Source organism: Truepera sp. (genome assembly GCA_032027045.1).
In the GTDB taxonomy this organism is placed as follows: Bacteria; Deinococcota; Deinococci; order Deinococcales; family Trueperaceae; genus JAAYYF01.
The window spans coordinates 2,621,320-2,644,440 of record JAVSMU010000001.1 but is presented as its reverse complement, the minus strand read 5'-3'; the positions used below and the strand labels follow the sequence as shown (position 1 = coordinate 2,644,440).

General features: G+C 68.8%; 21 protein-coding genes. 13 read left to right on the top strand and 8 right to left on the bottom strand.

Going from position 1 to position 23,121, the window contains the following annotated elements; translation table 11 throughout:
- The first annotated feature begins 107 nt into the window (after positions 1–107).
- From ROY82_11990 to ROY82_11965, 6 genes are all read left to right on the top strand, one after another.
- Complete coding sequence (locus ROY82_11990; GenBank protein ID MDT3683178.1) at positions 108–1,238, top strand: ROK family protein; 1,131 nt, start codon at positions 108–110, stop codon at positions 1,236–1,238.
- A complete protein-coding gene (locus ROY82_11985) occupies positions 1,235–2,686 on the top strand; it encodes a lyase family protein (protein ID MDT3683177.1) in 1,452 nt (483 codons plus the stop codon). The genes ROY82_11990 and ROY82_11985 overlap by 4 nt, the downstream gene beginning before the upstream one ends.
- Entirely contained in the window at positions 2,683–3,930 is a 1,248-nt protein-coding gene (locus tag ROY82_11980) for an extracellular solute-binding protein (protein MDT3683176.1), read from the top strand. Before ROY82_11985 ends, ROY82_11980 begins: the two co-directional genes overlap by 4 nt.
- Before the next feature lie 174 nt (positions 3,931–4,104).
- Positions 4,105–5,070, top strand: a complete 966-nt coding sequence (locus ROY82_11975; protein MDT3683175.1) for a sugar ABC transporter permease — start codon at positions 4,105–4,107, stop codon at positions 5,068–5,070.
- A complete protein-coding gene (locus tag ROY82_11970; GenBank protein MDT3683174.1) occupies positions 5,070–5,927 on the top strand; it encodes a carbohydrate ABC transporter permease in 858 nt (285 codons plus the stop codon). The genes ROY82_11975 and ROY82_11970 overlap by 1 nt, the downstream gene beginning before the upstream one ends.
- Positions 5,924–6,907 carry a carbohydrate kinase family protein gene (locus ROY82_11965; protein ID MDT3683173.1) on the top strand — a complete coding sequence of 328 codons (984 nt, stop codon included), beginning with the start codon at positions 5,924–5,926 and terminating at the stop codon, positions 6,905–6,907. Before ROY82_11970 ends, ROY82_11965 begins: the two co-directional genes overlap by 4 nt.
- Here ROY82_11965 and ROY82_11960 read toward each other — a convergent pair.
- Positions 6,847–7,455 carry a 5-formyltetrahydrofolate cyclo-ligase gene (locus ROY82_11960; GenBank protein ID MDT3683172.1) on the bottom strand — a complete coding sequence of 203 codons (609 nt, stop codon included), beginning with the start codon at positions 7,453–7,455 and terminating at the stop codon, positions 6,847–6,849. The two genes, ROY82_11965 and ROY82_11960, sit on opposite strands and share 61 nt — an antisense overlap.
- Before the next feature lie 143 nt (positions 7,456–7,598).
- Between ROY82_11960 and ROY82_11955 the strand changes: the two genes are divergently transcribed.
- Entirely contained in the window at positions 7,599–8,024 is a 426-nt protein-coding gene (locus ROY82_11955) for an OsmC family protein (protein ID MDT3683171.1), read from the top strand.
- Positions 8,025–8,046: 22 nt separating this feature from the next.
- Here the strand turns inward: ROY82_11955 and ROY82_11950 are convergent, their stop codons facing one another.
- Positions 8,047–8,298 (bottom strand): hypothetical protein, encoded by a 252-nt coding sequence (locus ROY82_11950; GenBank protein MDT3683170.1) that lies wholly within the window; start codon positions 8,296–8,298, stop codon positions 8,047–8,049.
- Positions 8,295–8,738: a methylglyoxal synthase gene (gene mgsA / locus ROY82_11945; protein ID MDT3683169.1), complete on the bottom strand. Its 444-nt coding sequence runs from the start codon at positions 8,736–8,738 to the stop codon at positions 8,295–8,297. The genes ROY82_11950 and mgsA overlap by 4 nt, the downstream gene beginning before the upstream one ends.
- Positions 8,739–8,820: 82 nt before the next feature.
- Between mgsA and ROY82_11940 the strand changes: the two genes are divergently transcribed.
- A complete protein-coding gene (locus ROY82_11940) occupies positions 8,821–10,629 on the top strand; it encodes a potassium/proton antiporter (GenBank protein MDT3683168.1) in 1,809 nt (602 codons plus the stop codon).
- 26 nt (positions 10,630–10,655) lie between these two features.
- On the opposite strand, the gene ROY82_11935 is transcribed toward ROY82_11940, so the two are convergent.
- Together ROY82_11935 and ROY82_11930 are read right to left on the bottom strand one after the other, a co-directional pair.
- Positions 10,656–12,251, bottom strand: coding sequence for a carboxyltransferase domain-containing protein (locus ROY82_11935; protein MDT3683167.1), 1,596 nt, complete (start codon positions 12,249–12,251; stop codon positions 10,656–10,658).
- Entirely contained in the window at positions 12,248–13,012 is a 765-nt protein-coding gene (locus tag ROY82_11930) for a 5-oxoprolinase subunit PxpA (protein ID MDT3683166.1), read from the bottom strand. The genes ROY82_11935 and ROY82_11930 overlap by 4 nt, the downstream gene beginning before the upstream one ends.
- Positions 13,013–13,506: 494 nt before the next feature.
- On the opposite strand from ROY82_11930, the gene ROY82_11925 reads away from it, so the two are divergent.
- From ROY82_11925 to ROY82_11905, 5 genes are read left to right on the top strand one after another with little or no spacing between them, the layout of a single operon-like run.
- The gene (locus ROY82_11925; protein MDT3683165.1) at positions 13,507–14,751 is read left to right on the top strand and encodes an ABC transporter substrate-binding protein; all 1,245 of its coding nucleotides are present in this window, start codon (positions 13,507–13,509) and stop codon (positions 14,749–14,751) included.
- 30 nt (positions 14,752–14,781) lie between these two features.
- Entirely contained in the window at positions 14,782–15,663 is an 882-nt protein-coding gene (locus tag ROY82_11920; protein MDT3683164.1) for a sugar ABC transporter permease, read from the top strand.
- Between the two features lie 30 nt (positions 15,664–15,693).
- Positions 15,694–16,581: a carbohydrate ABC transporter permease gene (locus ROY82_11915; protein ID MDT3683163.1), complete on the top strand. Its 888-nt coding sequence runs from the start codon at positions 15,694–15,696 to the stop codon at positions 16,579–16,581.
- An 11-nt stretch (positions 16,582–16,592) separates the two neighbouring features.
- Positions 16,593–17,687 carry an SIS domain-containing protein gene (locus ROY82_11910; GenBank protein ID MDT3683162.1) on the top strand — a complete coding sequence of 365 codons (1,095 nt, stop codon included), beginning with the start codon at positions 16,593–16,595 and terminating at the stop codon, positions 17,685–17,687.
- Complete coding sequence (locus ROY82_11905; GenBank protein ID MDT3683161.1) at positions 17,677–18,606, top strand: carbohydrate kinase family protein; 930 nt, start codon at positions 17,677–17,679, stop codon at positions 18,604–18,606. The genes ROY82_11910 and ROY82_11905 overlap by 11 nt, the downstream gene beginning before the upstream one ends.
- A gap of 15 nt (positions 18,607–18,621) precedes the next feature.
- Here ROY82_11905 and ROY82_11900 read toward each other — a convergent pair whose 3' ends face one another.
- From ROY82_11900 to ROY82_11890, 3 genes are read right to left on the bottom strand one after another with little or no spacing between them, the layout of a single operon-like run.
- The gene (locus ROY82_11900) at positions 18,622–20,523 is read right to left on the bottom strand and encodes a glycogen debranching N-terminal domain-containing protein (protein MDT3683160.1); all 1,902 of its coding nucleotides are present in this window, start codon (positions 20,521–20,523) and stop codon (positions 18,622–18,624) included.
- Positions 20,520–21,923: a carbohydrate ABC transporter permease gene (locus ROY82_11895; protein MDT3683159.1), complete on the bottom strand. Its 1,404-nt coding sequence runs from the start codon at positions 21,921–21,923 to the stop codon at positions 20,520–20,522. The genes ROY82_11900 and ROY82_11895 overlap by 4 nt, the downstream gene beginning before the upstream one ends.
- Complete coding sequence (locus tag ROY82_11890) at positions 21,920–23,068, bottom strand: sugar ABC transporter permease (GenBank protein ID MDT3683158.1); 1,149 nt, start codon at positions 23,066–23,068, stop codon at positions 21,920–21,922. Before ROY82_11890 ends, ROY82_11895 begins: the two co-directional genes overlap by 4 nt.
- Positions 23,069–23,121 lie beyond the last annotated feature (53 nt).

Sequence of the window (23,121 nt, the reverse complement as noted above, 5' to 3'; positions counted from 1 at the left end):
GCTGGTCGGCTGTGTACGCGTGGCTCGGGCGCGCGCCTTGACTTGACCGGGGCGCGCCACGTAGCCTTACGTAACGACTTTGCAAAAGCCTCTGGAAAGGGTCTCGCGTGGAACTCAGGAGCGTCCAGCACGACAACGTCCGCGAACACAACCGCTTGGCTGTGTTGCAGGCGTTGCGCGCGCGCGGCGCCGCCGCCAGGTCCGAGCTCGCCCGCGACACGCAGCTGAGCATCCCGACGGTCACCACCATCGGACAGGAGTTCGTCGAGCTTGGCCTGGTGAGCGAGGCCGGGCTGGCGCCGTCGGGCGGCGGTAGACCGGCCCGGCTCCTCAAGCTGGTGCCGGAGGCGCGCAACGCCCTCGCGATCGACTTATCGGGCGAGAGGCTGCGCGGCGCCCGTGTCGACCTGGCCGGCGAGCTCCACCCGCTCGAGCCCGGGCCGCAGCTCGGCCCGGGAGCCGAGGCGGGACTCACCGCCTGGATCAGGGAGACGGTCGCCGAGGCCGCCGCGGCCGGCACGCCGTTCGCGCTTCTCGCCGTGGCGGTTACGGGCGTGATCGACCAAGACGGCTCACGCGTAAGGCTCGCGCCCAGCCTCGGCTGGCACCACGTGAACGTCGGCTCTCTACTGGCCGACGCGAGCGACCTGCCCGTGCTCCTCGAAAACGACGTGAACGCGCTCGCCCTCGGCGAGTTGCGTCACGGGGCGGGCAAGGACCATGACCACGTCGTCTACCTCACCATCGCCGGCGGCGTCGGCGCCGGCCTAGTGGTGGGCGGCCGGCTGTACCGCGGCGCGCACCGGGCCGCGGGAGAGGTCGGCTACGGCCTCTTCCCGGGCATGCCGGAGGACGGCCTCGACCTCGGCGAGTCCGGCCCGCTCGAGAGCCACCTCCTGCGCCTGGCCCGGAGCGTGGTGGTCGATGGGCTGCTCGACTTGGACGACCCCGAGCGCAAGGCGGCGTTCGAGAGTCTGGCCGACGGCGTACGCCTCGTACTTCACAACCTCGCTTGCGCGCTCGACCCCGAGGTCGTGGTCGTCGCCTGGTCAGCCGACCCAGACGGGCAGCTGGCCCAGGCCGTGGCCAAGCGGTGGGCGGTGCCACTGGCGTCCGACGTCCGTCCCGGGGCGCTTGGCCCCATTGCGGCGCTTCACGGTTTAGGCCACCTGGCGCTGGAGCGCCTCACCGCCAGCGCCTGCGGGCGCGGCCAAGCAGGAGGGACAGGGACCCGATGAGTTGGCACCCCGCCTATCGCAAGCAGGTGCTGGAGCCGGACTTCCGGCACGCCGCCAGCCACCTGTCGCACCACTTCATAGACGCCATGACGGCGCACCTCGACACGGTCTTGAGGCTCCCCGCCTATCAAAGCGTCGAGAACCAGAGCGCCGGGGCGGCCGTCCGTGCCGCCCTCGTCGGGCTTCACGACGCTCCCCGGCCCGAACAGGGCGAGGACGTGCCCGATTACTACTTCGCGTTGCAGCGCCTCCTCGAGGAGCGCTTGGGCGACGCCGTCGGCCTCATCCGCGTGGGCCTCAGCCGCAACGACCTCGACATGACCGTCTACAAGATGGCCGGCCGCGCCTCGCTGCTCGACACGGGCGAACGGCTGCTCGAGCTGCGCCGCCTGCTCATCGAGAAGGCCGGCGCGCACTTGGAGACCGTCCTCATCGCCCAGACGCATCACCAGCCGGGCCAGCCCACCACCGTTGCCCACTACCTGGGGGCTGTCGAGGACCAACTGGCGCGCGACTCGCAGCGCCTGGAGCAGGCGTACGCGCGCATGAACTCCTGCCCCCTCGGGGCCGCGGCCCTGGCCGGCAGCAGCCACCCCCTCGACCGCGAGTTCACGGCCGCCCGCCTCGGCTTCACCGCGCCGGTGGGCAACACGTACGACGCCGTGGCGTCGGCCGACTGGGAGTTCGACATAGTCAGCCTGGCGCAGTCCGTGGCCCTCGGCCTGGGGCGCTTCGTTAACGATCTATTGTCCTGGGCCGCATCCGGCTGGTACCGGCTGGAAGATAGTCTGGTACAAGGGTCTTCGATCATGCCGCAGAAACGCAACCCGGTCTCCCTCGAACACGCGCGCACCCGCTTCTCGCGGGTGTTGGGTTCGGCCGGCATGGTCACCTACTCGCACCACAACATCCCCTTCACCGACCTCAACGACTTCGGCCCCGACATCCAGGGCGCATTGGGGTTGCAACACCGCCAACTCGTCGGCGCCCTCACCCTGCTGGATGCGTGTCTGCAACAGGGAGACTTCGACCGGGCCAAGTTGGCCGCGGCGGCGGCCCGTACCGATACGACCGCCACGGAACTCGCCGACGTGCTGTCGCGCGAGCATGGACTCACTTTTCCCAACGCCCACCACGTGGTCACCACGCTGGTGAAGCGTTTCAGCTCCGAAGGGCGGCTACTGACCTCGGCCGCCCCCGCCGACGTGGAGGCAGCGGGCGGTCCGCAGCTTTCCGCCGAGGCGCTGACCGCCGCGCTCGACCCCGTAGGGTTCGTGCGGCGCCGTAACGGCCTGGGCATGCCAGCGCCGGAGGTCATGACAACCAAGCTCGCCCGGGCCGCGGATCGGCTGCAAGCCGACCGCCAGGCCCTGCGGGAACGGTCCGAGGCGCTCGCCCGCGCCACAGCGCGATTGCGCGGAACCGGAAAGGAGCAAGTCGAGGCATGAAGCGTTTTCTCATCCTATTGGCAGTGATGTTGGGGGTCGGCATAGGCGCCGCCCAGACCACCATCACCTACTGGCAGTACGACTACAAGACTCGCGTCGACGCGATGACCCAGCTCATCGCACAGTTCGAGGCCGCCAACCCCGACATCAAGGTCGTTCAGGAGACCTTCCCGTACGACGGCTACCAGCAGCAGGTCGCCGCCTCGTTGCCCGCCGGCCAGGGCGCCGACGTGGCGCAGCTCTTCTACGGCTGGCTCCCCACCTGGCAGCGCGCCGGCTACGTCATCCCGCTCCCCGAGCAGTACTTCGACGCGGCCGAGCTCGACACCAACTTCGCCCCCCTCGTCCAGGCCGCCAAGGTCGACGGCACCTGGTACGGGCTCCCGACGGCCGTTCGCAGCCTGGCGCTCTTCTACAACGCCGACATGCTCAAGGACGCCGGCTACGACGCTCCCCCCGCCACTTGGGAAGAGTTCGTCGAGATCGCCGAGGCCCTGACCGAGAAGCAGGGCAGCCGATTCGTGCAGGTCGGTTACGGCTTCGCCCCCAACGGCCAGGACCACCACCTCCTGCGCGAGGTCCTCTTCCGCCAGTTCGGCGGCGCGCCCTACTCCGACGACAACAGCAAGGTGACCTACGACAGCGAGGCCGGCGTGGCCGCGCTGACGTTCTACACCGACTGGGTCACCAAGTACGGCTTCGCCGTGCCCGAGTTCGTGCCCGGCAACAACGGTTACCGTGACGGCTTCCGTCAGCTTCAGAACATCGCCATGATCGTCGATGGCTCGTTCGCCATCGGCGACGTGAGGAAGGTCGACTTCAACTGGGGCGTCACCGAGCTGCCCGTCCGCGCCGACAACGGCATCAAGTCCAACTTCGGCTCGTTCTTCATGAACGCCCTCACCCCGAACGCCGCGAAGGACCCGGCCAAGCTCGAGGCCGCCTCCAAGTTCCTCAAGTTCGTCACGAGCGACGACGCCATGAAGCTGTGGCTCGACGTGGTTGGTGAGCTGCCTGCCAGCCGCACCCTCATCGCCGATCCCGAGCTCGCCGCGGACCCCATCTACGGGCCGTTCGTCCGCGCCCTCGACTACGCGCACGCCACCGTGTTCGTAGACGAGACCGGCCAGCGCGACGTGCTCATCGACGCCATCAACGAGGTCGTGCTCCAGGGCACGAGCCCCGCCGTGGCCCTCAAGGAGGCGGCTGCTGCCGAGCAGCTCCTGCTCGACGCGAACCGCTGAGTCACTGGTCGGCGTCTGCCGTGGCCGGTAGCGGCAGCGGCGGACGCCGGCTCGGCGTGCGAGCGCCGGTCGGTTCCTTTAGAACGCAGGGGGTGAGTCACCTCGCCCCCTGCACACCACTTACCCAACTCCTCGCCGCGCTCATCGGCGCGGCCCAGCGGCCCGGGAGGTGCCATGAGAAAACCTGCGGGCGCCCCGCGCCGCCGCCTCTCCCTCAGCTCGCGAGAGGCGATCTGGGCCTACGCGTTCCTGCTCATCCCGCTCGCCTTCTTCTTGTTCTTCAGGTTATGGCCGGCCGTACAGTCGCTGCGGCTATCTTTCTTCACGTGGCACGTGGACCCGGAACAGCGCGTGTTCATCGGGCTGCAGTATTACCGCGAGATGGCCGCCAACATCGCCGCCAAGGGCGACCTCTACAAGGCGCTGAGGAACATGCTCTACTACTTCCTCATCGTCGTCTTCGGCCAGGTCGCGCTGGGGCTGTTCAGCGCCGTGCTGCTCGACTCGGTCAGGCGCCTCCGCGGCCTCTTCCGCGCCATCTATTTCGCGCCATACGTAACCCCCGCCGCGGCCGTCGCCTGGGTCTGGGGTTGGATGTACTCGGTCAACTTCGGCATCTTCAACAAGTTCCTATCCGACTGGAGCGACCTCGTCACGAGCATCGGCTTGCCGTGGCTGGCCGTCGACCCGCAACCCTTCCTCACCAGCCCCAAGCAGGCGCTCGTGGCGGTGGCCGCGGTGGTCGTGTGGCAGCAGTTGGGCTTCCAGGTAGTCATCTTCTTGGCCGGCCTGCAGGGCATTCCGCGGACCATGCTCGAGGCGGCCGCCATCGACGGCGCCAACGGCTGGCAGCGGTTCTGGAGCATCACCTTCCCGCTCCTCAACCCCGTGCTGGTCTTCTCCCTCGTCATCTCGACCATCTCGACCCTGCAGATGTTCGACCAGGTGCAGAACATCAACTTCACGGACCAGGGCGGGCCGCTGGGTAGCACCCTGACCATCGCGCTTTACATGTATCAACAAGCGTTCCAGAAGTTCCGCATCGGCTACGCAGCAGCCGTGACGGTGCTCCTCTTCGTGATCATCATGATCGTCACGCTGGTCCAGCTCCGGCTCACGCAAAGGAAGGTCGAGTATTGATGGCCGCTAGGGTCCAGTTCTCCCAGCCCCGTCGGCGCCGGCGCGTCCCCAACTTCGCCCGGCTCCTCGCCTACGTGCTCCTGGCCATCGGCAGCGTCGTCATGGCGTTCCCGTTCGTGTGGATGCTCCTCTCGGCGTTCAAGCCGCTCAAGGAGATCTTCCGCTTCAACTTCTGGCCCAAGGTCTGGACCCTCGCCAACTTCCAGGAAGTGCTGCTCCACACGCAGTTCCCGCGCTGGTTCCTGAACAGCCTCATAGTGGCAGGCATCTCGACCGTGTCGGTGCTCTTCTTCGCGTCGCTGGTGGGTTACACCCTCACGCGCCTGCGCTTCCCCGGGCGCAACTTCATCTTCCTCCTCATCTTGAGCACGCTCATGATCCCGACCGAGATGCTCGTGATCCCCTGGTACGTGATGTCCACCCAGTACGGCTGGGTCAACACGTACTGGGGCATAGCGTTCCCCGGGCTCATCCCCGCCTTCGGCGTCTTCCTCATGCGCCAGTTCTTCGACTCGCTGCCGAGGGACCTCTTCGACGCCGGGCGCGTCGACGGGGTGAGCGAGTTCGGGCTCTTCTGGCGCGTCGGACTGCCCCTCGTGGGCCCCGGTCTGGCCGCGCTCGGGATATTCAACTTCGTGGGCAACTGGAACGCGTACCTGTGGCCGCTGATCGTGGCGAAGTCGCCCAGCATGCGCACCATCCCCGTCGGTGTGGCGTTCTTCTCGGGCGAGGCCGGTACGGAGTGGAACCTCATCATGGCCGCCGCCGCCATGGCCGTCATCCCGGTGTTGCTGGTGTTCTTCATCTTCCAGCGCCAGATCATCGAGGGCGTCGTTCTCACCGGGGTCAAAGGGTGACCGGCGCGCGTGTGGCCAACGGCCGCCCGCGCATCGTGGTGGTGGGCAACACCAGCGTCGACGTGCTCTTGGGTGACGTGGCCCCCTGGCCGCTGCCGGGCAGCGAGGTCATCATCGACCGCTACGAGTGGCGCGTGGGCGGCGCGGCGGGCAACACGGGCCTGGCACTGGCGGCCCTGGGCGTGCGCGATGGCCAGGGCGCCGACGTGATCGCCGGCGTCGGCACCGACTTCCTGGGTGAGTGGCTGGAGGGCGCGTTGGAGGGCGTGGCCCGCCTCACGCGCGAGCCGTACGCCACCGCCCTCACCGTCGGGCTCACCCACCCGGGTGGTCAGCGGACGTTCGTCTCGTACCTGGGTCACCTCGTCACACTGCCACATGAACGCATCGACCTGGCGCTCGGCGATTCGCGGCCGGGCGACCTGCTCTTGCTCAGCGGCTACTTCCTGCAGCCGGAGCTGCGGGCCAAGGCGCCCGCCATCTTGCGCCGGGCCAGGGAACGAGGGGTGCTCACCACCATAGACACCGGCTGGCCCAGCGAGGGCTGGACCGCCGCCGTTCGCGCCGAGGTGGCCGCGCTCCTCCCGCTCACCAGCACGTTCCTCCCCAACCGCGAGGAGGCCCTCGGGCTCACCGGCGCGGAGCAGGACGGCGACGCGGAGGCCGCCGCCGCCGAGCTTCTCGCACTGGGCGCGGAGCGCGTCATCGTGAAGCTGGGCCGGGACGGCGCCCTGCTGCTCGGGCCGCAGGAGCGCAGCTCGAGGAGCTCTCCCAGCGTGAACGTGCAAGACACGGTGGGGGCGGGCGACACCTTCAACGCCGGACTGCTGGCGGGTCTGGCGCACGGCATGACGTGGGCCGGCGCCCTGGAGCCGGCGGTCAACGCCGCCGCCCTGGCCATCTCGAGCCGGCCGCGCCGCTATCCCACCTGGGAGGAGACGCTCGCCGCCTCGCGCCAACCGCTCTCCGTGAGCAAGTAGTTCACCCTGGCGTCGTGACCCTCGCGCGGCAACGCCGGCACCACCAGGGCGTCGAGCGTCACCCCCACCACCACCGCATCCGGCCTCAGCCGCGGGATCAGCCTGTCGTAATAGCCCATGCCGTAGCCCAGCCGGTGCCCCTGCACGTCGAACGACAGGCCCGGCACCAACATGAGGTCGACCTCCCCGGGCTCGACGATGGGTGCCGTGGAGCGCGGTTCGAGCTGCCCGAAGCGGTGGACCTCCCAGGTCTCCGGGTCGGCGAACTGCGGGGCCGTCACCTCGTGGAGGGTGAGGTGGGGCGCGGGCCGCCCGTGTGCCTTGGGAAGCGCGAAACGCTTGTCGGAGCCCTCGAAAAGCCCCGCGAGGTCGACCTCGTCGCCGAACGCCACGTAGGCGGCGACGGTGCGAGCGGCCTCGTATTCAGGACGCCGGCGCAGCGCCTCCACGACCGACGCGTTGAGCCGCCCGGCGCCGCTCCTCATCCGCTCAGCGCGCGTGGCCCGCGCCCACTCGCGCAGTTCCTGCTTGGTGCCCTGGCGGTCCACTGCTTGCGAGTCTACTGCCCCGGTCCTGGCCCGGCGCCGGTGGCGCATCTTGCCGGCGCTGGGTGCGCCGCGTCTTGCCGGCGCTGGCTGCGCCGCGTCTTCCGGGTCTTCACGGAGACCTTTCCGGGCGGCGATACTAGGGCATGCCAAAGACCCTCACGAGCACCGTCCACCACCTCGTCGGCCTGCGCTTCATGGGCGAGACTCCCGAAGGCCAGCGTGTGATGATCGACAACGAGAAGCACGCGCGCACGGGGATGAGCCCCATGCAGATGCTGCTCAACGCCACCGCGGCCTGCAGCGCCATGGACGTCGTGATCATGATCGGCAAGCGCAAGCTGACCGTGAACGGTTACCGCATCGAGATGACGGGCGAGCGCGCCGACGGCACCCCATCGCCCTACGAGAAGATCACCGCGAGGCACGTCTTCGACGTACCCGGGCTCGACGCGGCCACGGCCCAACGCTTCGTGCAGTTGGCCACCGAGAAGTACTGCTCGGTTGGCCTCAGCCTCAAGGCACCCATTGAGTTCGAGGTGGTGCTGGAGAACGAGGCGGTGGCCTCCTAGGGGCTGGGGAGCCCTTCTCGACTCAGGCCTGAAGCGGCCCGCGCCCGGGCTCCGGCTCGGGGGCAGACGCGCCCGAGAGCGCCGCGGAGAAACCCGTCTGTAGCCCCATGAGGTAGGAGAGCTTGACCATGAACTCGATGGTCTCGCTGTCGTGGGCGTTCACCAGATCGTCGATGAACTCCCTGGTGCCTTCGGGAAGCGCCACGGCGTCTATCTGGGCCGAGTGCTTCTCCCGCATGTCGCGCAGGAAGCGCGCGATGAGCTCCTTGTTCATCTGTCTATCGCTCCCTCTAGATCCTCGCCCTCCAGGGCGGCGTACTCCTGCAGCTCTTCGGGCCGGGCCAGGAGGCCGTCCAGCCACGCCATCACCGCCTCGGCCGTGGCGAGGTTGGTTGCCAGAGGCACGCTGTGGACGTCGCAGATCCTCAGCAGCGCCGAGATGTCGGGCTCGTGCGGTTGGGCCGTCAGCGGATCGCGGAAGAAGATGACGGCCAGCACCCGTTCCTCGGTGATACGTGCCCCGACCTGGAGGTCGCCGCCCATCGGCCCGGAGGCCACGCACTCGATGTTCAGGCCCGTCCGCTCCATCAGGACGTGGCCGGTGGTGCCGGTGGCGATCAGTGGGAAGCGCTCCAGGGTCTTGGCGTGCTCCTTGACGAACGAAGCCAGGTCCGGCTTCTTCCGGTCGTGCGCGATGAGTGCCACGGACTTCATGCCCCCAGTGTAGGGCCTGAACACCCCCCGAGTCGGCCCAGCCGCCCCTGCCGTTCACGCAGTGCCGGTAGCATTGAGCCGGATGGAGATCGCGATCGTCATCGCCGCGTCGCTGGCCATCGTGGCCATCGTCAGCACCAGGCTCGGGCAGCGCTTCGGTGTTCCCGCGCTGGTGTTGTTCGTCGGCGTCGGCATGTTCGCGGGCTCCAGCGGACCCCTCGGGATCGAGTTCACCGATTTCCGCCTCGGCTACAACCTCGGCGTGGTCGCCCTCGCCCTCATCCTCTTCTACGGCGGCCTCGACACGCGCATGCGCAACTTCAGGGCCGCCCTGGTGCCGGCCGCCGCGCTCGCCACGCTCGGCACCGTCTTGACGATGCTGTGCATAGGCCTGGCGGCCTACTACCTCACCTCGCTCGATTTCCTGACTTCCATGCTGCTCGGGGCGGTCATCTCGAGCACCGACGCGGCCGCCGTCTTCAGCTCCCTGCGGGGGCGTGGGCTCCCGAAGCGGCTGCGGGCCACGCTCGAGACCGAGTCGGGCACCAACGACCCCACGGCGGTGCTCCTCACCTTCGCCTTGGCGCAAGCCATCAACCAGCATGGCGACGTCAACGTTCTCGCGATCGCCGGGAATATCGTGCTCGAGCTCGCCATCGGGGCGGTGTTGGGGGTCGGCCTGGGGTGGCTCCTCAAGCTGCTCGTCAACAAGGTGGCGCTCGACAACGTGGGCCTCTACCCGGTGCTGGCGTTGGCCGGCGCCTTGCTTGCGTTCGGGTTGACCGACATCCTGCACGGCAACGGCTACTTGGCCATCTACCTCGTGGGGCTCGTCCTCGGCAACCACTACCTGGCGCAACGCCTGGCCATCGTCAACTTCATGAACGGCGCCGCGTGGGCGGCTCAGCTCGTCATGTTCCTGGTGATGGGCCTGCTCGTCTCACCCGACCAACTGCCGGACATCTTGAGCGTCGGGCTGCTGATAACCGCGGCCACCATCCTGGTTGCCCGGCCCGTGGCCGTGGTCTCCACCCTGGCGCTGTTGCGTTGGGTGTCACGGGGGCGCTACCATTTCGGCCCCAAGGAACAGCTCCTGCTCACCTGGGCGGGCCTCAAGGGGGCCGTTCCCATCATCCTGGCGATGGTGCCGCTCATGCAGCGGGTGCCGGACGCCGACGTGATCTTCAACATCGTGTTCGTGGTCGTGATCGTTGGCACGTTGCTCCAGGGCTTCACCTTGTCGCCCCTCGCCCGGCTGTTGGGCCTGGCGAAGACCGAGCCGCCGAGGGCGAAGTTGCGCCTCGAGCTGGGCGGTGAGGCCCCCGAAGGAGCGGCCGTGGTCGACGTGTTCCTGGGAGCCGACAACCGGGCGGTGGGTCAGTGCATCTCGGAACTGGACCTGCCGACCGAGGTAGTGATAGCCGCCGTCCTCCGCGACGGACAACTCGTGACTCCGCGTGGCAGCACCGTCTTAAAGTCGGGCGATCACGTTTACCTGCTCGGCCCGAACTTGGACGAGAGCTCGGTGCCGAGGGCCTTCGGCCGCAACCGCCGCGCTTCGGCCGCGGCGGCGCGCACGCCTGCTACCGCGGACACGCCTGCTACCGGGGACGTGCCTGCTACCGTGGACACGCCTGCTACCGGGGACGTGCCTGCTACCGTGGACACGCCTGCTACCGGGGACGTGCCTGCTACCGCGTCCCACGCCGTCCCGGATCCCGCACCCCTTCCGCCCCCGGAACCGGAGCCCGGGCCCGCGCCCGCGGCAGCCTACCCACCCGGGGAAGCCGAACGTCCACCCAAGGCCTCCCCTGAGCCCGAGCCAGGGGACGGAGTCCCGTCGAAGGCCCCGCTGGGTAGGGAGGTCGAGCCGCCGGACACTGTCGCTTGAGCGCTCGGCTCAGCTTGAGTCCGGGTTCAGAAGGACGCGTGCTCGCCGGGCACCAGGAACCGCACCTTGGTAGCGGGTCGGGCCTGCGCCAGCGCCGCAAGGTCGGCGCGGTCGACCACCCCGACCACCGGATACCCGCCCGTGCGACCGCGGTCGGCGAGCAGCACGAGGGGACGACCGTCTGGGGGCAGCTGCACGGCCCCCAACGGCATGCCCGTGGAGAGTATCGACGCCTCGGTATCCGCTTCGGCCGCCCGGCACGAGAACTCCAGGCGTACTCCCATGCGGCTCCGCTCGCTCACCACGAAGGTCCTTGTCTGCAGCGCGGCGAACGCCCGCACCTCGTGGTGGGGGCCCGGATGTAGGCGCAGCGCCAGCTCGGGCCGGTAGTGGCCGAGAGCCGCGGGACCGGCAGGGGGTCGGCTGGGAAGCGCGGCCTGCGCCAGCACGTCCCCTGGGCACAGCCAGCGGCCGAACCCGCCCACCCGACCGCGAACGTCCGTGCTGCCGCCTACGGCCAGGTCGGGATGGCCCACGGGTCCGCCGAGCGGCGCGAACCCCCCGGCCACCACGAGCAGGGGCACGCCGGCAAGCTGCCGGGGTCCCTTGGGCGGCGGTCTGAACTCGAGCGTCTCGCCGGCGCGCCACTCGAACGGTCGCCCCGGTTCCAGCGGCTTGCCCTCGAGCCGGGCCTCCGCGGCGCCGCCGAACGCCGCCGGCGTCTTGCTGCGCGCACGCAAGAGAGCGTGCGGCACCGTCAGTTCTAACGCGGCCTCTCCTAGGGGGGCGCCGACCGCGAAGCTCAGGGACAGGAAGAGGGCCTGATCGAGCGCCCCGGCGTCGGCCAGCCCGTGATGGCCGACCCCCAACCTGGGCCTGCCCTGCAGCGACGCCGAACCTGGCCACACCTCGAGAACCTCGACGAGGGGCTCCACCTGCAGTTCACTCGTCGGGTGACTTGAGGGCAATTTCGTGTGATCGCCCGCGGCACCCGGGCCTCCCTGCACGAAGCGGAGCTCGTCGCCGGTACGCAGGGCCGTGGGTTCGGGGCGCTCGGGATCGAAGAGCCCGAAGTCCGTGGTGCCGAGGAGCCACCAACCGCCGGGTCCGGTACTCGGATAGATGCCCGCCTGGCCGTTAGCGATGGCGACGGCGCCCGCCGGTACGCTCTGCTGGGGCCGCTCCCTGCGGGGCGTTGCGAGCCGCGGGTTCAGTCCGTGCAGGTAAGGAAAGCCGGGAGTGAACCCCAGGTACGCCACCGAGTAGGTGGGGGCCGAGTGGAGCGCGACGATCTCGTCCCACGGCAACCCGAGGCGCTCTTCCAGCGGGCCGACGTCGGCCCGGTCGCCGTAATCCACGGGCACGACGAAGCTACGCGGCTCGTCTTCCGGAGCGGTCATCCGGCTCGCCCCGGCGCCCGCCTCGAGCAGCCAGGCGTCGGGCACGGGGCGGCGACCCTCCACCAGGATGTCCGCGTATCCGGGCACCACGTCGTGCTCGCCCGTCGGTAGTGCCCGCCGCAGGGCGCGCGCCGCTGCGCCAATGCGCCGCGACAGCGCCCGCGAAGGCGGTTCCTCGAACACCAGATACCGCGCGTTGGGGCCGGCGTGGACGAGCCTCACTGCCCGCTCGGCGCCGCCAACGTGACACCGGCGGCCGAGAGGCGCCGGCGCACGGCGCGGGCCAGGTCGGTAGCCCCGCGCGTGTCGGAGTGGAGGCAGACGGTGTCGACCGTCAGGCGCAAAGTGGTGCCGTCTTGCGTGGGGAACTCCTCGCCCAGGGCGAGCGCAAGGGCCTGAGCGGTGACGGTCTCCTCGTCCTCGAGCACGGCGCCGGCGCGGCGCCGCGGCGCGAGAAGGCCGCCCGCCAGGTAAGCGCGGTCCGCGAAGCCTTCCAGCCTGACGCCATGCCCCGCCGCGGCCAGCGCCGAGGCGGCCGCCGAGCGCGCCGGGAGTACCAGGACGAGGTCGGCGCCCAACGCAGCCAAGGCGTTGGCGAGGCGTAGGGCAAGCGCGGGGTCGACGGCCACGGCCTCGTAGAGGGCCCCGTGCGGTTTCACGTGACCCACCCGCGTGCCCTGCAGACGGGCCACGGCCTGGAGGGCGCCCACCTGGTAGACGACATCGTCCACCACCCGTTCGACCGGCAACATCATGGGCACGCGCCCGAACCCCCGCAAGTCGGGATAGGAAGGGTGGGCGCCGACCGCAACGCCCGCCGCGACGCAGGCAGCGACGGTGACGCGCATGATGCTCGGGTCACCGGCGTGGAAGCCGCACGCGACGTTGGCCGAGGTCACGTACTGCAACAACTGCTCGTCGTCTCCGGCCCCTCTCCAGGCGCCGAAACCCTCGCCGAGGTCCACGTTGAGGTCGATGGTCACGAGAGCATGCTATCGCCCATCGCGCGGGGCGTCGGGTGCGGCGGCACCGGGTGGCGGCCATCTTTGGGTTTCCCACTGCTTCTAGCAGCGCGCCAGGCAGGCCCTCGGAGCTAGAGAAGCAGCACGTGACGAACGTGCATGAGCGAACGGGTTTTCTTGCAAGACTTCCTTAGAAGCATCTGGCCGGCCATCCTCTGGCTTGGGGAGCCGCTCAAGGTTCGACCGCGACCGGAGAGAGGGTTGTACCCGTGTTCGAGTCGTCCAGACCTGATTTTCCGGCCCATGACTTGACGACGTCGCTGCGCCGGTTGTCGCGCCCAAGCTACTCCCGTGAGACCCGACTCCCCTTCGAAACCTACTCGAGCAAGCTTCCGATAACGCAAGGAAGGAGGCGGTGACAGAACTGGCGGCCTATGTCGTGGGCAACCAAACCACGAAGGCGCTGCGGCGCCCGCCCCTCACCAACCCCCGCGCTCGACCGAAAGGAGAAAGGCATGAAGCAGTTCCGTACCCTCACCCTCGTCCTACTAGCTGGGCTACTCGGCTTCGCGTTCGCGCAGAACGTCAAACTGAAGGCCCTGTTCATGGAGCAGGCCGCTTACAGCAACGACGACGTGCGCAACATGATCGCCGACTTCCAGGCGCAGAACCCGGGCATCACGGTGGAGCCCGAGTTCGTGTCGTATGAGGCGCTCCACAACAAGATCATCACGGCGGCCGCTGCCGGCAGCTCGGGTTACGACGTGGTCTTGTTCGACGTGATCTGGCCTGCCGAGTTCGCGAAGAACGGCGTCCTGGTCGATATCACTGACCGTATCCCGAAAGACATGGTGGACCAGGTCTGGCCCGGCGCCTGGACTACGGTGACCTACCAGGACCACTACTACGGCATCCCGTGGATCCTCGACACCAAGTACCTCTTCTACAACCAGGCCATGCTCGACAAGGCCGGCATCAAGGCACCACCGGCCACCTGGCAGGACCTGTTGGATCAGGCGCAGAAGATCAAGGACGCCGGCATAGTGCAGTATCCGATCGTGTGGAGCTGGGGCCAGGCCGAGGCGATCATCTGCGACTACACGACGCTCCTCTCCGCGTTCGGCGGCAGCTTCTTCGACGCGGGCTCCCCGACCTTCAACACGGACGGCGGTCTGGCCGCCCTGCAGTTCATGAAGGACTCGCTCGACAAGGGCCTGTCGAACCCGGCCTCGACGGAGTCGCTCGAGGAGGACGTGCGCCGCATCTTCTCGTCGGGCCAGGCGGCCTTCGCGCTCAACTGGACGTACATGTACAACCTTGCCAACGACCCTAGCCAGTCGCAGGTGGCCGGTGACGTGAAGGTCATGCCCGCCCCGGGCGACGGGGTTCACACTCAAGTTTCGGCCATGAACGGTTCGATGGGCCTTGGCGTCACGACCAACTCGCAGCACAAGGACGAGGCGTTCAAGCTCGTGCAGTACCTCACGAGCCAGCCGGTGCAGAACAAGTACGCCAAGCTGTCGCTGCCGATCTGGAAGTCCTCTTACGACGACCCGGCGGTGGCGGAGGGCCAAGAGAGCCTGGTGGCCGCCGCGAAGCTCGCGCTTCCAGCCATGTACCCCAGGCCGCTGCTGGTCCAGTACCCGCAGTTCAGCACCTGGTTGCAGAACGACATCCACCGCGCGCTGCTCGGGCAGGTGACGCCACAGGCGGCACTCGACGACACGGCCCAGCAGGTCGAGAAGAACCACCTCGAGTAGGCGCATGACGGACGGGAGCCGGGCCACGAGATGACCGGGCGACGCTCCAACGTCGCCGCATGGCTCATGCTGCTGCCGGCGCTGGCAGTCGTCGGCGGCGTGGTGGGCTACCCGTTCCTGCGCACGCTCTACCTGAGCCTCTTCGACGCACCGCTACTCGGCAAGTCCCGGACGTTTCTGGGACTTGCCAACTACCTTCAGGCTTTCTCCACGCCCGAGTTCCGGGCCGCCATCTGGCACACGCTGCACTTCACGGTGGGCTCCATCGGGATCGAGCTCGTCCTCGGCGTGGCCGTCGCCATCTTCCTCAACCGCGAGTTCTTCGGTCAGCGCGCACTGCGCGCGCTGCTCATCCTGCCGCTTGCGCTGCCCACTGTCGTCAACGCCGTCATGTGGCGCTGGATATACAACCCCGAGTACGGGGCACTGAACGCAGCGCTCACTCAGCTCCATATCTTGCCCGACTACCGTAGCTGGCTCGGCGTACCCGGCCTGGCCATGAACATGATCATCTTGGCCGACGTGTGGAAGAACTTCACGCTGGTGTCGCTGCTGGTGCTCGCTGCCTTGCAGACCATCCCTGCGGAGCTCCACGACGCGGCCCGCGTCGACGGCGCGGGGCCGCTGCAGCGCATCCGGTTCATTACCCTGCCCGGGATCCGTCCGGCACTGCTCGTGGCACTCGTTCTGCGGACGGTGGAGGCGCTCAAGGTGTTCGACATCATCTACGTGATGACCGGCGGCGGACCCGCCAGCTCCACCAAGACGCTCTCCTTCATGGTCTATCAGGAGGCGTTCAGCTTCCTCAAGCTCGGCACCGCCGCGGCCCAAGCGTTCATAACCGTGGCGCTCATCATGGTCTTCGTCGGCATCTACATCCGGCTGCTGCAGTCACGCGGGGTGGCGGGATGAGCGGGCCGGCGGGATGAGCGGGGTGGCAGGATGAACGAGGCGGCGAATAGGGCGGCGGTGCGCGCGAGGCGCAGCCGCCGCGAGCGGCGGTTGTGGGCGCAACTGCTCACCTACGCCGGCGCGCTACTCCTGGCCATCTTCATACTCGCGCCGTTCCTTTGGTTGCTCATCTCGAGCGTCGCTCCGCTCATCGACCTCCTCCGCCGCCCGTTGCAGTGGATCCCGCCGCACGCGAACTTCGAGCGTTACATGACGCTGTTCTTCAGCCCCGACGGGCGCGAGTTCCGCTTCGCCCTGCGCAACTCGGCGATCGTGGCGAGCATCGCCACCAGCATCAGCCTGGTGGCCGGCATGCTGGGCGCCTACGCCCTGTCACGGTTCCCGAGCCGCGGCCGTACCGGGTTGCTGTACCTGATGCTGGCGACCTACATGACGCCGCCGGTGGCCATCCTGCTGCCCATCTACCTCATCCTCGGCCGCCTGGGGCTGCTGAACAGCGTGATCGGCCTGGGGCTGGTGTATACGAGCTTCCTGACACCGTTCCTCACGTGGATCCTGAAGGGGTTCTTCGATTCGATCCCTGCAGAGCTCGAACACGCGGCCATGATCGATGGCACCAGTAGGGTCGGCGCCATGCTGCGCATCACGCTGCCGCTGTCGCTGCCCGGGGTGATAACCGCGATCCTCTTCGGCGTGATCCTCGCATGGGACGAGTTCCTCTACGCCCTGATCTTCACCAGTTCGGCCGCGGCCAAGACGTTGCCCGTGGCCATCTCGGAGTTCACGAGCAGGCACGCGGTGGATTACGGGCTGATGGCGACCGGCGGGATCATCGCGGCGCTGCCGCCCCTGATCCTCGCGTTCGCGCTGCAGCGCTACCTGATAGCCGGCCTCACCGCCGGCGGCGTGAAGGAGTGAGGAGGGTTCCCATGGTTGCAGGTCCGGTGCCGAACGGCAAGGTGCCCGGCCGATCGACGGAGTTCGACGGCGTTGGCGAGTTGAAGCGCGAGATAGCCGGGCAGCCCGATGCGGTGGCCGCCACGCTTGCCGACGCGGCACTCGAGCGCTACTTGGACCGGCTGGCCGGTGCCGTGCACGAGTCCGGCGAGTTGTTGGTGACCGGGATGGGCGCCTCGCTCCACTGCGGGCTGGTGCTGGCCGAGGTGCTGCGGGAGAGAGGAATCCGCGCCTGGGCGTTGCCTGCGTCCGACCTCCTTCATTACGGGGAGCTGCTCGAGGTCGAGCCGGTGCTCATCCTCAGCCAGTCGGGCGCCTCGGCCGAGGTCGAGCGGCTGCTCGCGCGCGCCGGAGGGAGGGGGCGGGGTGAGCGCGGCACACGGGTCGAAGGCCTCACGCTCGATCCGGCTAGCCCCTTGGGCGCCGCCGGCGCCGGGGTTATCCCCGGCGGAGTCGAGCGCGCCTTCGCCGCAACGCGCTCCTTCACCACGACGGTGGCCGCGCTGTACGGCTTGGCGACGCGTCTGGGAGTGACCATCGACTTGGGCGCCTTACCCGGCTCGCTGCGCCCGGCTCTGGAAGCCCCGCGCGTGGAGGAAGCCGCCGCGCATCTTGCCGGCGCATCGGCGATCTTCGTGACCGGCCGCGGCCCACTTCACGGCCTGGCGGAATACGTGGCGTTGATGCTCATGGAGTTGACGCGAGTGCCGTGCGCGGCCCTCGAGTCGGCGCAGTTGCGGCACGGGCCGCTCGAGGCGGCAGGGGAGCAGTTGGCGGTGGTCGCCCTGGCCGCACATGGCGGCAGCGGCGGGCTGGTACGCAAGTTGGCCCAAGAACTCGTGGGCGACGGTAGCCCCGTGGTGCTGTTGGACGCTGGGCTCGAGCCAGGTGAGGGCGGCGGCTCCCGCACCGCGCCGTTCACCATCGGACTTCCCATGGCGAACGAGGTGGCCGCCGTGCTCCCCCTCGCGGTCTGCGCGCAGCGCCTGGCTGTGGCGCTGGCCGAAGCGCGGGGCATTCGGCCGGGCGTACCGCTACGGTCTTCCAAGGTGACCCGTGAGGAGTGATCCCGAGACGGGCACGCCACCCCCTTCGCACCGCCTGCCGGTCCACGTGATCGGCAACGTCAACTTAGACCTCGTCATGGGACCCGTTCCGCCCTGGCCTACGCCGGGCACGGAGACCGTCGTGGAGCAAGAGGAGGTGCGCGCGGGCGGCGCGGCCGGCGTTACCGCGCTCGCACTCCAGGCGCTGGGGGTGACCTTCACGCTCCACGCCACGATCGGCTGGGACGACTTCGGCGAGGTGGTCCGGCGCAAGTTGGGTCCGGCCGGCTCGCAACTCCAGGTGGTCGAGGCTCCCACGGTCTACTCGGTGGGGGTGGGGCACCCCAACGGCGAGCGCACGTTCCTGACGAGCCGCGGACACCTCGATCAGCTCGACGTCGACCGGTTGCTCGGCGACTTGGGCGCCGCCGAACCTGGCCTGGTGCTCGTGTGCGGCTACTTCCTCCTGCCGGCGTTGCGTGCTCGCATCGTCGAGGTTCTGGAGGCGGCAACGATGCGTGGGCACCGTGTCTTACTGGACACGGGCTGGCCCAGCGAGGGCTTCACGCCCGCCGTGCGTGCAGAACTCGGGAGCATGCTCGGGTTCCTCGACATCGTCACGCCGAACGAGGCGGAGGCCAGAGGCTGGACAGGCGAGGTAGACGCCGGAGTTGCCAGCCGGGCGTTGGCGCTTGGCGGCGTCACCGTGGTGCTCAAACGTGGGGGCAGCGGCGCGCGTCTCGTCGACCGTGAAGTGGTCCGGGACTTCGCCGCACCTTCGGTACCGCTCGTAGACACGGTCGGCGCCGGTGACTGCTTCAACGCGGCATTGCTAGCTGCCCTGAGTGCCCGGCGCCCGGTCGACGAGGCGGTGGCGCGCGCCGTGGCTTACGCCACGACGGTGATCGGCACGCGCCCCAGGCGTTATGCCGCAAACTAGTGCGGCCGGCTGCGGTTAGCTCTCCCAGTCGCTCATGTAGACGAGCGCCGCCGACGACCAGGCCTGCGGCCGGCAGGCCACGGGGTATGGGACGGGCGGCGCGCACGAGCGGGCGTAGCCCGCCACGAGCTCGGGTGGGCGGAGGTCCGCCTGGCTGGCCGCCAGGTCGAAGAGCGCGGCGCGCAGCGTGAGCGCCTCTTTCTTGAAACCGTAGCGCCTCAGGCCTGCGGCGATCAAAGCGGTGTCGTGCGGCCAGACGGAGCCGTTGTGATAGCTCAGCGGGTTGTAGCGCGCCTCGCCCAGGCCCAGGGTGCGGATGCCCCAGCCCGAGAAGAGCTTCTCGCTCATCAGGGTGGCGGCGAGTTCCGGCGCGGTGGCTTCCGGCACGATGCCCGCCCATAGGAGCTGGCCGGCGTCGGAGGAGAGCACCCTGAGCGGGGTCTTGTCGTGGTCGAGGGCGAGGGCGTACGTTCCGAGTTCCGGGACCCAGAACGCCTCGTGGAAGCGTTCCTTCAGGCGGAGCGCCTTGGCCTCGAGGCGCTCCGCGGCGTCGGCGCGGCCCAGGGCCCGCATGCAGGCCGCACCGGCGTTCAGGGCGGCGTAGGCGTAGCCTTGCACCTCCGAGACGGCCACGGCCCCCGTCGCCAGGCGGCCGTCAGCGTGGCTCAGCGCGTCGTAGGAGTCCTTCCACGACTGCACGCTGAGGCCCGCCCCCGCCTCGGCGCCCGAGAACTCGACGAAGCCGTCGCCGTCCAAGTCGGCCTCCTCGTCAAGCCACTTCAGCGCCGCCTCGAGGTTGGGGGCCAGCTCGGCCAGGAACGACGCGTCGTCGTCTACCTCGAAAGTGCGGTGCAGCAAGATCACGAAGAGGAGCGTGGCGTCGATGCTGCCGTAGTAGCGGCCGAACGGCACCTTGCCCGTGCGGGCCAACTCGCCCTGCCGCACCTCGTGCAAGATCTTGCCCGGCGCTTCGGCTCTGCCCGCGTGGTGCACCGTCCCCTGGCGGGCGGCTAGGTAACGCAGCGTTCCCCTGGCAACCTCGGGTTGGTAGGGGAGGAGCATGAGGGCGGTCAGGATGGAGTCGCGGCCGAACGCAGTCACGAACCACGGGATGCCGGCGGCCGGCACCGGGCCGTCCTCCGAGAAAAGAAGCAGGGCGCGCAGGTCGAGCTGAGCGCGGTGCAAGACCGCGCTGCCTTCGTCGCGCCGCTCGGGGAACGCGCCCAGCCACGACTCGTACGACATTCCGGGCAGGCCGACCTCGAGCGGGTCGTTGATCGAGGTGAGCACCCGGATCCGCAGCGCTTCACCGGGGGCCAGGCGCAGCCGGTACGCCGCGGCAGAGCCGGTAAGTTCGGCGGGAGGGGGCGTGAACGACAACTCCACGCCCTGCTCCAAACCGTCGCTGGCCACGTGCCCCAGGCGCACGGCGTCCCGCGCCGACCCCTCGTCCCGCGCCGTCTCCGCCTCTCGCGCCGACCCCACGTCCCGTGTGATCGACGGCGCCGGCCTGTCGTGCCAACCGCGCGCCTGGAAGAGGTCCGCGAAGTCGGCGTCGAACTCCAGGCGCAGCTCCAGCTCTTGGGTCTCCAACGAGTCGTTGGTGATCAGGAGACGGTCTTCCAGCCCCGTGGCGCGGATGTCGAGTTCCCGCTCCACCGAGAGGACCTGCGCGGGCCCCTCCATGACGGCCACATGCTGGCGGCAGCGGGCGGGCCGGGGCGAGTAGTTGAGGAGTTGCTGCGCTGGGCGGCTGAGGCGCCAAACGTAGCGTGAAAGGAAGCGCGTGTCGCGGCTGTAGAGGCCGCGCTCGCCACCCATGACCTCCGCGGCCTCGTCGGCCACTAAGAACGCGTAGTTCTCCTTGAGCACCAGGTTCTTGGTGAAGTCCATCAGGACGATCTCCGCCAGCTTCATTCCTTGCCACCGCCGTACGAGACGCCTTCCATGAAGTAGCGCTGGAACACGACGAAGAGGACGATCACCGGCAGCGCGCTGAGGATCGCGCCGGCCAGGATCAGGCCCCAGTCGCCGCTGTTGCCGTAGACGTTCCGGAACGTCAGCAGGCCGATGGGTAGTGTCTTGATGTCCTCGGGGGTGGTGAGGACGACGAGCGGCCAGAAGAAGTCGTTCCACGCCCCTTGGAAGGAGAGGATCACGAGCGCGCCCAGCGCGGGCCGCGCCATGGGCAGCACTACCCGCGAGAAGCGGGACCAGTAACTCGCGCCGTCGATCATCGCCGACTCCTCGACCTCGCGCGGGATCGACTCGAAGAACTGCTTCATGATGAACACCGGCCCCGCGTTTAGGGCCGTCACGAAGAGGAGCCCCGGCAGGCCGTTGAGCAGCGTCGTCTGGCCCCAGAGCGACGACAGCCCCCAGATGCCATCACGCAGCACCAGGTAGTTGCTGATGAACAGGACTTGTAGGGGCACCATCTGCGCGAACAGCACCAGCATGAACACCAGGTTGCGTCCACGGAAGTGCAGGCGGGCGAGGGCGTAGCCGGCCGTGGTGGCGATGAATAGGGCGACTATCACGCGGAAGAACGCGTAAACGAGCGTGTTCCAGGTCCAGCGCAAGAAGAGGCTGTTGCCGGTGGTGATGCTGCGGGCCTCCGTGAAGACGCGGCGGTAGTTGCCGAGCAGGTAACCGAGCGCCCCCGGCGTTACCGCCTGGAACGACGCCACGAGCCCGAGCCGCTCGAGGCGGGTGGGCGGCAGCGTGCTGCTCACGAACTCCTGCTTGCGCGAGGGGGCCTCCACGTCCAGCGGCAGCCGGTCGATCTTCGGCCCCTCACCCTCGTAAGTGACGTTCACGCGGTAGGTGACGAACTCGCCGGTGGCGCCTTCGGGGCCGTGAACGCCCTGGCGGCGGCCGACCTCGACGACCGGGGCCACCACCGCGTGGTCTGCCGCGTACAGGATCTGCTGCACGGCGCCCAGACCCCCGCCCGGCCGCCGCCGCGGCACGGTCGCAGTGGGAGCGGCCGCGACGGTGCCCTCCGGCACGAAGTAGGTGACATCGACGTTCACGTCGGCGCCGGGCGCGAAGCCGCCCCAGAGCGGCGCGTTGGCGCCCTCGCGCCCCAGCTTGGCCGCAGTTGCCCAGTTAGCGGGCGAGAGTTGGGGGCTCAGGAGCGTCGGCGGGTAGGCGAGCGGGTCGGTCTTGACGCTGGAGAGCGCCGCGAAAAGCAGCGGACCCAGGAAGAGGATCGAGAAGAAGATGAGCAGCAGGTAGGCGAAGCCGGCGCGCGACCAGCGACGGCGCGCGTCCCAGCGTTCGCGCTCTTGGCGCCTCGCCGCGTGGGCGCTCACCGGTCGCCCTCGGAGCGCAAGACGGTGCGTTGCAGCGCGACGATGACGAGAGTCAGCAGGGCCAAGAACATCGCCGCGGCAGAGGCGAAGCCCACCTCGGGAAGCTGCGCCCCGGGGAACATGCGGTTGTAGACGAAGTAGGCCAGCGTAATGACGCTCTGCAGGGGTACCGAGCTGCCGAAGATGGCCACCTGGTCGAACATCTGCAGCGTGCCTATCAACCCGAGCGTGACCACGAGGAAGGTGACGGGCTGCAAGGCGGGGATGGTGACGTAGATGAACTGCTGCGCCGGGCTGGCGCCGTCCAAGGCGGCGGCCTCGTACTGCGAACGCGGCACGTCCTGCATGGCGGCCAAGAACATGAGCATGAAGGTGGGGATGGTCGTGAAGATGTTCTGGAACATGATGGCCGCGAGCGGCAGGGGCACGCGCAGCCAGAACGGGAAGCCGGCCGGCACCTCCTGGCGCGTCTGCAACCAGTTGATGGCCACGTTCGGGATGTCGCGCGGCGCCACGTACCCGAGCAACCCGAGGCCAGCGGTAACGACGATGGCGGCCACCAACGAGACGACCAGCAGCGCCGGGTCGAGGGCCCCCACCGAGCGGGCCTGCTGTTCGGCGTCGGCGCCGTGCCGGCGCCTCAGGCGCCTCCGCTCGAGCGCCACCTGCAGGGCTTGAACGACGGCCAAGGCGAGTACGAACGTAAGGATCACGGGTGTATTGCGCGAGACGGCGGTGATCAGGTAGTTGATGCCGCCCAGGCGTTGAAAGAGCCACAAAAAGATAAGGGTGATGACCACGCTGCTCGTCACGGCGGGCATGTAGAAGGCGGCGCGGAAGAAGGTCATGCCGCGCACCTTCCGGTTGACCGCCGAGGCGCTCAGCAGCGCGCCGATGGTCTGAACCGTGGTGACGATGGCTGCGAAGAGTAGCGAGTTGCGCAGCGCCAACAGGAACCGGTCGTCGGAGAAGAGGGCGCGGTAGTTGGCGAGACCTACCCACTTGGGGGCGTTGAACAGGTCGTAGTCGGTGAACGAGAAGTAGACGGCCCGCGCGCCGGCGTAGACGAAGAAGATGGCCAGGACGATCAGGAACGGCAGCAGGAACATGAGCGCCGGCAGTAACTCGCGACCTCTCGAACGCACGTCGGTCCTCCCTCGCCGCTATTTCGGGAGGCGCCGCGGTGCCGGCGCCTCCC

Bases quoted from the DNA above. Each gene is read 5' to 3' on its own strand.
- ROY82_11915 (MDT3683163.1), top strand. From the start codon at position 15,694: ATGAACGAGGCGGCGAATAGGGCGGCGGTGCGCGCGAGGCGCAGCCGC.
- ROY82_11985 (MDT3683177.1), top strand. From the start codon at position 1,235: ATGAGTTGGCACCCCGCCTATCGCAAGCAGGTGCTGGAGCCGGACTTC.
- ROY82_11900 (MDT3683160.1), bottom strand. From the start codon at position 20,523: ATGAAGCTGGCGGAGATCGTCCTGATGGACTTCACCAAGAACCTGGTG.
- ROY82_11920 (MDT3683164.1), top strand. From the start codon at position 14,782: ATGACCGGGCGACGCTCCAACGTCGCCGCATGGCTCATGCTGCTGCCG.
- ROY82_11955 (MDT3683171.1), top strand. From the start codon at position 7,599: ATGCCAAAGACCCTCACGAGCACCGTCCACCACCTCGTCGGCCTGCGC.
- ROY82_11925 (MDT3683165.1), top strand. From the start codon at position 13,507: ATGAAGCAGTTCCGTACCCTCACCCTCGTCCTACTAGCTGGGCTACTC.
- ROY82_11980 (MDT3683176.1), top strand. From the start codon at position 2,683: ATGAAGCGTTTTCTCATCCTATTGGCAGTGATGTTGGGGGTCGGCATA.
- ROY82_11910 (MDT3683162.1), top strand. From the start codon at position 16,593: ATGGTTGCAGGTCCGGTGCCGAACGGCAAGGTGCCCGGCCGATCGACG.
- mgsA (MDT3683169.1), bottom strand. From the start codon at position 8,738: ATGAAGTCCGTGGCACTCATCGCGCACGACCGGAAGAAGCCGGACCTG.
- ROY82_11975 (MDT3683175.1), top strand. From the start codon at position 4,105: ATGAGAAAACCTGCGGGCGCCCCGCGCCGCCGCCTCTCCCTCAGCTCG.
- ROY82_11970 (MDT3683174.1), top strand. From the start codon at position 5,070: ATGGCCGCTAGGGTCCAGTTCTCCCAGCCCCGTCGGCGCCGGCGCGTC.
- ROY82_11950 (MDT3683170.1), bottom strand. From the start codon at position 8,298: ATGAACAAGGAGCTCATCGCGCGCTTCCTGCGCGACATGCGGGAGAAG.
- ROY82_11940 (MDT3683168.1), top strand. From the start codon at position 8,821: ATGGAGATCGCGATCGTCATCGCCGCGTCGCTGGCCATCGTGGCCATC.